The organism is Nonomuraea turkmeniaca, from assembly GCF_005889735.1.
Lineage (GTDB): Bacteria > Actinomycetota > Actinomycetes > Streptosporangiales > Streptosporangiaceae > Nonomuraea > Nonomuraea turkmeniaca.
Map to the genome: position 1 here is coordinate 1 of NZ_VCKY01000365.1, position 7,527 is coordinate 7,527.

Sequence of the window (7,527 nt, forward strand, 5' to 3'; positions counted from 1 at the left end):
GGCCCTGGAGGGGGTAGGTGGGGCCGTGGGGAGTCAATGCTCGAGGACGGCCGGCAGGACGAGGCGTTTCTCGCCGTAGATGACGGTCAGGCCGCCCACGCGCCGTCTGGACAGCTCACGCCAGCCCTGGCGCTCGTACAGCGCGAGCGCGGCCTCCTGGTTGAGTGTCGTGTCACCGATGACGCTGTGGAACCCGAGCTCCACCGCGCGCTGCTCGAGCGCGACGAGCATGGCCGCGCCGAAGCCACGCCGCTGGAAGTCGGGGTGGACTCTCAGCCTGCAGATCTCCGCCGTCATGGTGTCCACGGGTTTCAGCCCGCCCATGGCGACGACCCGCGAGGACACCTCGCCCACGAGGAAGTCCCCGCCGCAGGCCAGGTAGATCTCCTGGATGCGAGGGAAGTCGTCGTCGTAGTAGACGCCGTCGCCTGGGACGAGGCCCACCTCCGCGAGGCAGATCCGATGGAGCGCCTGGATGGTGTCGAGATCGGACCAGCGATAGCGCCGGATCGTCAACTTCATGCACCGCCCCCTTTCAGCTGAGCTTTGGTCCGCCGCAAGGTGGTGCGGTATGCGTCCAGTCCTGGAGCGTTGGGATCCTGTGCGATGATCGCCTGTTCCAGCGCCAGCGCCGGGCGCACGATGAAATCGGTCAGGTATTCATCGCCGACCAGGAGCAGCGCCTTGGTCCCGATGGCGAGCGCCTCCTTGACGTCGCCGTCGATCAGGCGGCACTGCGCCTGGTCCAGCCTGATCAGCGTCTGGTCCACGATGTGGTCCTCGTACTTGGTCAGGGCCTGGTCGAGAACCACCTCTGCCTCGATCGTCTGGCCCAGCTTGGTGAGCACGTCGCCCTGATAAAAGTAGAGCTGCCTCTCGGTGTAGCCGAAGGCCACGTCCTCCTGGTCCTCCTCGCGCATGTGCGAGAAGGCGTTCCTGGCCCGGGCCAGCGCGCGCTTGGCCTGGTCGACGACCTCCTTCTTGCTGTCGGCCCCCGACATCATGGCCAGCGCCCTGGCCTCGACGACCGGCGCCATGGCCTGGGCCGCGCACGGCGTCGACCCGGCCAGGTCGCGGCTCTTCTTGGCCAGGTGCAGCGCCTCGCGGGCATCACCGAAGTAGAGGGGGACGAGGGACTCGCGGACGCACACCCACGCCCGCAGCGCGCGGTCGCCCGTCTCGTCGGCCGCCGTGCGCCCGGTGCGGAAGAACGAGCGCGCCAGCCGGTGATCGCCGAGGTTGATCAGGATCATGCCGCTCAGCCCGGACAGCTGGGCGGCCATCCTGCACAGGCGCTCGGCCAGGTCCGTGGGCTGGCGGCGGGACATGGCCGTGCGCACGGCGCTGAGCTCCAGCAGCACGTCGCACAGCAGCCGCAGCGGAGCCGTCGTGGTGTATTGGCGGCCGAAGCTGTAGGTCGCCTCTTCCCACTGATCCAGCATCGCCGCCGACACGGTGGCCGACACGAGCGTCTCGTCCATCCGGCGCCTGATGCCCTCGCACGCCCCCAGCACCGGACCGTCGAGCTCCGCGAGGGAGGTGTCCACGTTGAGTAGATTTAATAGCGTGCGGCGGAGGATGTTCTCGTCATCCTGGGCGTCCGGGTCAGGCGGCATCGGATGGATCACGAGCTCGCGCTCCATCGGCAACACCGCGGGGCGCTCCCTCGCCTCACTGCCGCCCGTCAGAGCGGGCATCCGGTGGCCGTGGCCGCAGATGCACGGGCCGTCGTAGCCCAGGGCGACCGGCTCGACGCGGTAGACGGTGCACAGGTAGTGAAGGTATTCGGGCCCGGGGCGCTTGAGGCCGCTCTCGTACGCGGACAACAGCGTCTCGCCGATGCCCGGCATCGGCTTCTTGTCACGCTCGAACAGGGCCCTCACCTGCTCGATGACATCGGCCAGCGCGATCCCATGGGACAGCCGGTGCGCCTTGATGCGGGTCGTGCTGAACTGGGTCGTGCACGCCTCATGGATCTCATCGGCTATCTGGGCCGACGTGCGCCCGGCGGCCAGGCCCTTGGCCCGGACCTGTCGCGCGATCTCCGTCTCCCTGTGCTGCCTGCCGGTCATCCCGGCCCCTCTCAACGCATGTCTCGACCGGTCCACAACTGGTGACTGATCGTAGTCGCCAAGTTGCTGTGCGCCTACCCATGACTATGAAGCAATGAGGACGGCTTGGAAACGTCCATCTCAAGACTACGGTTAAGGATCGTCCTCCGAGGGGCTGTTTCTTACAACCCATGAGGGATAAGCAACTCCCTGTAGCCAGAAACCCCGCGTTGCGTCAGCGGCCGACATGAGACATCTTTGGCCCACCAGCAGCGATTCGCAGGGAGGACGAGAACGGTGGGGGACGACGACTTCGAGCTATTGGAGCGTCTCGTGGCCGAGCTCGGCGCGCACGGGTTGCTCGCACGGGTGGTCCAGGCGCAGAGCGGACGCCGGTTCGTGCGGGTGATCAACCCGAACGCGACCAGCCTGTCCGAAAACGTCACGTGCCGGCCGACAGCCGTGTCCGACATCCCGGACTGGTGGTACTGCTGGTCCTGGGGCGAGCGGATGCACACGGCCGACGACCCGGCCGGTGCGGCGACGAAGGTCGCCCGCGTGCTCGCCGCGGTGGGGGAGTGACGACGCGGTGATCCGGGTGGAGCGCAGCCACCGCGGCTCACCGCACCCACGGCGGCAACACGGAGCCGGCGGGGTGACCGGTGCGGAGGGTCCTCTTATGCAGGGACCCTGGTCACTCCGCCGGTTCCGCATCCGATCGCGTCACCATCGTCACCATACGTACGGCTCGTACCCGTACGCACTAAGCCACCCGCCCGGTCCGCCGGTCGGGTGTTCGGGGGATCCCTCCCGGAACCGGCGCGGGACATGCTTCCGGGTGCGTGTCCTGCTCCGAGCCGTCCGTCACCGGAGCGTCGGCTCTCTCCCTCCGCGGCCCAGAGAGCAGGCGACCCCGTCTTCCCCGGCGTGATGTGACGGCGGGCGGTTCGGCCGACGGTATTTTGGATCGAAGTCGAAACGGTCCAAGTGGCCGGCCGAATCGCTTCCGGAGGGGGATCCACTCAGTGTTACTCCTGGTGACATCACCGTCGCCAACGCCCAGTCCTACGTCGACGTCCGGGCTCCTGGACGTCGACAAGGTGAGCCAGCAGGTCGCCACGACCTGCACAAATGACCCGGTGTGCTCTAGCCTGGTCGCGATGTTCGAAGATGCGCCATGGGCGCCCTTGGTGTCGAGTGCGATCGTGATCGTGCTCATCGTCGTGCTCGCTTTCGTTCTCCGCAAGATCGCGCACCGCGTGATCGGCCGGGTGGTCACTCGAGCTGCGAACGGCGGCTCACTCATGACCAGGTTCCGCAAGGGCGTCGCGACCGACGGTATCGACGCGCTGCTCCACGAGCGGCGTAAGCAGCGGGCCGAGACGATGGGGTCGGTGCTCAAGCACGTCGCCTCGATCGTCATCCTCGGCACCGCGGTGCTGACGGTGCTCGACCGGCTCACGATCCCGATCGCCCCGCTGCTGACCAGCGTCGGCATCCTGGGCGTGGCCATCGGCTTCGGAGCCCAGGAGCTGGTCAAGGACTTCATCGCAGGCATGTTCATGCTGCTGGAGGACCAGTACGGCGTCGGCGACGTGATCGACGCGGGCGCCGCGGTGGGGACGGTCGAGGCCGTGACCCTGCGCGTCACCAGGCTGCGCGACGCGGACGGCCGGGTCTGGTACGTACGCAACGGCACGATCACCAGGGTCGGCAACGAGTCCCAGGGGTGGTCGCGGGCGTACATGGACGTCCCGGTGGCCTACGACTCCGACATCGTGGCCGTGAAGGTGCTGCTGGAGCAGGTGGCAGAGGAGATCTGGGCCGACCCCGAGCTGCGCGAGGCCAAAATCGTGGAGCAGCCGCAGGTGTACGGCGTGGAGCAGCTGTCGGACAGCTCGCTGGTGTTCCGCATCACCGCCAAGACGCTGCCCTCCGCACAGGCGGAGGTGGCCAGGGAGCTCAGGCTCAGGGTCAAGTCCGCGCTGGACACCGCGGGCATTCTGATGGTCCCCACGGCATAAGCTAATGAGCGTGACTGAGACCTCCTTCTACGACGCCGTCGGAGGCGAGGAGACCTTCCGGCGCCTCGTGCACCGCTTCTACGAGGGGGTCGCCGATGATCCGGTGCTGCGGCCGCTCTACCCGGAGCCCGATCTGACGGGTGCCGAGGAGCGGCTGCGGGGCTTCCTCATCCAATACTGGGGCGGCCCCAAGACCTACAGCGAGCAGCGTGGCCACCCCCGGCTGCGCATGCGGCACATGCCGTTCGTGATCGGCGAGCCGGAGCGCGACGCCTGGCTGCGGCACATGCGTGACGCGGTCGACTCGCTCGACCTGCCGGAGGACCTGGAGACCAAACTCTGGGACTATCTGGTCTACGCGGCCCACAGTCTGGTGAACTCACCCGTATAACGGGGCATGAGACGCCACATGGATATCCCCTGGTGGCGTGATGCCGTCGTCTACGAGATCTATGTTCGCAGCTTCGCCGACGCCTCGGGAGACGGCGTCGGCGACCTGGCCGGGGTGCGGGAACATCTGCCGTACCTGCGACGGCTGGGGGTCGACGCCATCTGGCTGACGCCGTTCTACCCCTCCCCCATGGCCGACGGGGGTTACGACGTGGCGGACTACCGGGACGTCGATCCGCTGTTCGGCTCGCTGACCGACTTCGACGCGCTGGTCGCGGACGCGCACGAGCTCGGGCTGAGGGTGCTCGTCGACATCGTGCCCAACCACAGCTCCTCCGAGCATCCCTGGTTCCAGGCGGCGCTGCGGGGTGAGGGCCGCGACCGGTACATCTTCCGCGACACGATCAACAACTGGCAGTCCACCTTCAGCGGCCCGGCCTGGACGCAGGTGGCGGACGGCCAGTACTACCTGCATCTGTTCGCTCCGGAGCAGCCCGACTTCAACTGGCGCAATCCCGAGGTGCACCAGGAGTTCCTGGACATCCTGCGGTTCTGGCTGGACCGGGGCGTGGACGGGTTCCGCATCGACGTGGCCATGGGCCTGTACAAGGCGGAGGGCCTGCCCGACGTGGGCGACCAGTCGTTCAAGGCGGTCTCCCCGGTGTGGGGGCAGCCCGAGGTGCACAACGTCTACCGCGACTGGCGACGGCTGCTCGACGGTTATCCGGGCGAACGCATGGCCGTCGGCGAGGTGTGGACCGACAGCCCCGAGGACCTCGCGCTCTACGTGCGTCCCGACGAGCTGCAGCAGAGCTTCAACTTCGCCTGGCTGCAGGCGCCGTGGTCGCCGACGGCGTTCAAGAAGGTCATCGACGACACGCTCGGCACCGTGCCGTTCGCGACGTGGGTGCTGTCCAACCACGACGTCGTACGGCACCGTACCCGCTACGAGACGGCCGACCCCGGCACCGGCCTGGCGCGGGCCAGGGCGGCGCTGCTGACCATGCTGGCCCTGCCCGGCTCCGCCTACCTCTACCAGGGCGAGGAGCTGGGCCTGCCCGAGGTGACCGACCTGCCGGCCGAGGCCAGGCAGGACCCGGTGTTCTTCCAGTCGGAGGGCAAGCTGCCCGGCCGTGACGGGTGCAGGGTGCCGATCCCATGGACGGTGGATACGCCCTCGTACGGGTTCTCGCCGGGCGGAGTGGAACCGTGGCTGCCGCAGCCGGCGACGTTCGCGGAGTTGAGCGTCGAGAAACAGGAGGGCGACGCCGACTCGACGCTGGAGTTCTACCGCCGGGCCTTGGCCTGCCACCGCGACCTGGTGAGGGAAATTCCTTACACCCTGGAGTGGCAAGCTTCTCCCGAGGGTGCACTTTTCTTCACCCGTGGCCCGGTGATCTGCGCGATCAACTGCGGCACCCATCCGGTACGCCTGCCCGAGCACGACACCGTGCTGCTGGCGAGCGGGCCGCTCAAGGGCAGCCTGCTGCCGCCGGACACGGCGGTGTGGTTGTCGTCATAGGCCTCTTCTGACGGGCACGACCGGCAGGGAGAGCAGCGTGCACGCCAGCCCTGCCGCGAAGCCCGCCCAGAACCCCACGCTCTCCATCAGGACCCCGGCCAGCGGCGTGGCGACCAGGGAGACGGAGTTCTGGATGGTGTTGTGGGTGCCGAGCACCCTGCCCGCCCGCTCGGGGCCCGCGAGCTCGCCCGCCGCCAGGTAGGCGAGCCCGTTGCCGGCCACGGTCATCACCGCCGCCACCGCGAGCATCGCGGGCCCGAGCCAGGTGCGGGTGAGCGTGCCACCGGCGAGCAGCGCCAGCACGCCGACGTTCGCGAACGTGATCAGTAGCAGGGGCCGCATACGCAGTCCCGTCCGGTCGGACCAGCGCCCCGCCGCGATGCGGACGACGGCCCCGCCGATCGCGGCCACGCCGAACAGCCGCCCGGCCGCCACGCTGTCCCAGCCGTAGAGCTCGACCAGGCAGCTCACGCCGTACGTGCTGACCACGATCTGCGGCACCACGTGCAGCGCGCTGGTGGCGTGCACCCGCCACAGCGCCGGCTGCCGGTACGGCGAGCCCGCCGGGGCCGTGCCACGGCCGGAGAGGTCGTGCGGCGGCTCGGCCAAGAAGATCGCCGCCAGCACCGCGGCCAGCAGGCTCGCGCCGGCGCAGACCAGGAGCACACCGGGCAGGCCGTGAGCCCGGGCGACGGGCGGCAGCGTGAACGCGCCGGCGGCCATGCCGAGTGTGAAGGAGACCTGGCGCAGGCCCATGGCGACGCCGCGCTCGGGAGGCTGGAACCAGCGCAGCACGATCCGGCCACCGCCGACCATCGCGGCCGAGCCCGCCGCGCCGGCCAGCGCGAGCAGCACGATCACCGCCCACGCCTGGTCGACGAACGCGACGGCGGCGAACGACACGGCCGCCACCCCCACGCCGATGCCCAGGATCAGCCGCTCGCCGTGCCGATCCGCGAGCGCTCCCCAGGCAACGAGGGCTAACAGGATGCCGAAGGCCGGGGCGTTCGCCATGATGCCCGCCACCGGCAGTGACACACCGAAATGTCGCTCGATCTCCGGCATGACCAGGGGCAGGCCGAACAACCCCAAGGTGACGCTGGCATGGGCGTTGACGCCCAAGGCCAGCATCCACCAGCGCCTCATACGGAGAAATGTTTGAGGTAAGTCAGCTCGCTCTCGCTGAGCCTGCGCGGGGCGGCCCGCTCGACGTCATAGGCGGCGATGACCGACATGGCGGTGACGTAGACCTGGTCGTCGTCGCGAATCTCGTAGCGCAGGGTGAACCGGACCGGCCGGATCTCCTCCACCCAGGTCTCCACCCGCACCGGGTCGGGACGGAAGCCGAGCGGGCGGCGGTAGTCGATCTCGTGACGGGTCACGACCAGGCCCTTGAACGGCTCCTCGCCCGCGTTGTGGAGGTCGATCGCGAACATGCCGAAGCGGGCGTCCTCGAGGTAGTCGAGGAAGCGCACGTTGTTGACGTGGCCTTGAGAGTCGATGTCGGCGAATCTCACTGGGCTGTCTCTCATACACATCT

The 7,527-nt window shown here is 68.7% G+C and carries 7 protein-coding genes and 1 pseudogene; 4 read left to right on the forward strand and 4 right to left on the reverse strand.

What is annotated here, in order from left to right; translation table 11 throughout:
• Window positions 1-33 precede the first annotated feature (33 nt).
• Window positions 34-522 carry a GNAT family N-acetyltransferase gene (locus tag ETD86_RS51140; RefSeq protein ID WP_138673857.1) on the reverse strand — a complete coding sequence of 163 codons (489 nt, stop codon included), beginning with the start codon at window positions 520-522 and terminating at the stop codon, window positions 34-36.
• The gene (locus ETD86_RS51145) at window positions 519-2,072 is read right to left on the reverse strand and encodes an NsdA family TPR-like regulatory protein (protein ID WP_138673858.1); all 1,554 of its coding nucleotides are present in this window, start codon (window positions 2,070-2,072) and stop codon (window positions 519-521) included. The genes ETD86_RS51140 and ETD86_RS51145 overlap by 4 nt, the downstream gene beginning before the upstream one ends.
• A gap of 276 nt (window positions 2,073-2,348) precedes the next feature.
• Between ETD86_RS51145 and ETD86_RS51150 the strand changes: the two genes are divergently transcribed.
• The 4 genes and pseudogenes from ETD86_RS51150 (at window position 2,349) to ETD86_RS51165 (ending at window position 5,987) form a co-directional block, all read left to right on the forward strand.
• Window positions 2,349-2,633, forward strand: coding sequence for a hypothetical protein (locus tag ETD86_RS51150; protein WP_138673859.1), 285 nt, complete (start codon window positions 2,349-2,351; stop codon window positions 2,631-2,633).
• Window positions 2,634-3,211: 578 nt separating this feature from the next.
• Window positions 3,212-4,075 carry a mechanosensitive ion channel family protein gene (locus ETD86_RS51155; protein WP_246149470.1) on the forward strand — a complete coding sequence of 288 codons (864 nt, stop codon included), beginning with the start codon at window positions 3,212-3,214 and terminating at the stop codon, window positions 4,073-4,075.
• Window positions 4,076-4,079: 4 nt separating this feature from the next.
• Window positions 4,080-4,460, forward strand: a pseudogene (locus tag ETD86_RS51160) (globin); the annotation flags it as partial.
• Window positions 4,461-4,484: 24 nt separating this feature from the next.
• Window positions 4,485-5,987 (forward strand): glycoside hydrolase family 13 protein, encoded by a 1,503-nt coding sequence (locus ETD86_RS51165; protein WP_138673862.1) that lies wholly within the window; start codon window positions 4,485-4,487, stop codon window positions 5,985-5,987.
• On the opposite strand, the gene ETD86_RS51170 is transcribed toward ETD86_RS51165, so the two are convergent.
• On the reverse strand, window positions 5,982-7,133 hold the full coding sequence (locus ETD86_RS51170; protein ID WP_138673863.1) for an MFS transporter: 1,152 nt from the start codon (window positions 7,131-7,133) through the stop codon (window positions 5,982-5,984). The genes ETD86_RS51165 and ETD86_RS51170 overlap by 6 nt on opposite strands.
• Window positions 7,130-7,525, reverse strand: a complete 396-nt coding sequence (locus tag ETD86_RS51175; RefSeq protein ID WP_342779363.1) for an acyl-CoA thioesterase — start codon at window positions 7,523-7,525, stop codon at window positions 7,130-7,132. The genes ETD86_RS51170 and ETD86_RS51175 overlap by 4 nt, the downstream gene beginning before the upstream one ends.
• Window positions 7,526-7,527: the final 2 nt, after the last annotated feature.

What these genes read in the sequence shown, in the direction of transcription:
- ETD86_RS51175 (WP_342779363.1), bottom strand. Translation starts at nt 7,525, where the DNA reads ATGTGTATGAGAGACAGCCCAGTGAGATTCGCCGACATCGACTCTCAA.
- ETD86_RS51170 (WP_138673863.1), bottom strand. Translation starts at nt 7,133, where the DNA reads ATGAGGCGCTGGTGGATGCTGGCCTTGGGCGTCAACGCCCATGCCAGC.
- ETD86_RS51165 (WP_138673862.1), top strand. Translation starts at nt 4,485, where the DNA reads ATGGATATCCCCTGGTGGCGTGATGCCGTCGTCTACGAGATCTATGTT.
- ETD86_RS51155 (WP_246149470.1), top strand. Translation starts at nt 3,212, where the DNA reads ATGTTCGAAGATGCGCCATGGGCGCCCTTGGTGTCGAGTGCGATCGTG.
- ETD86_RS51140 (WP_138673857.1), bottom strand. Translation starts at nt 522, where the DNA reads ATGAAGTTGACGATCCGGCGCTATCGCTGGTCCGATCTCGACACCATC.
- ETD86_RS51145 (WP_138673858.1), bottom strand. Translation starts at nt 2,072, where the DNA reads ATGACCGGCAGGCAGCACAGGGAGACGGAGATCGCGCGACAGGTCCGG.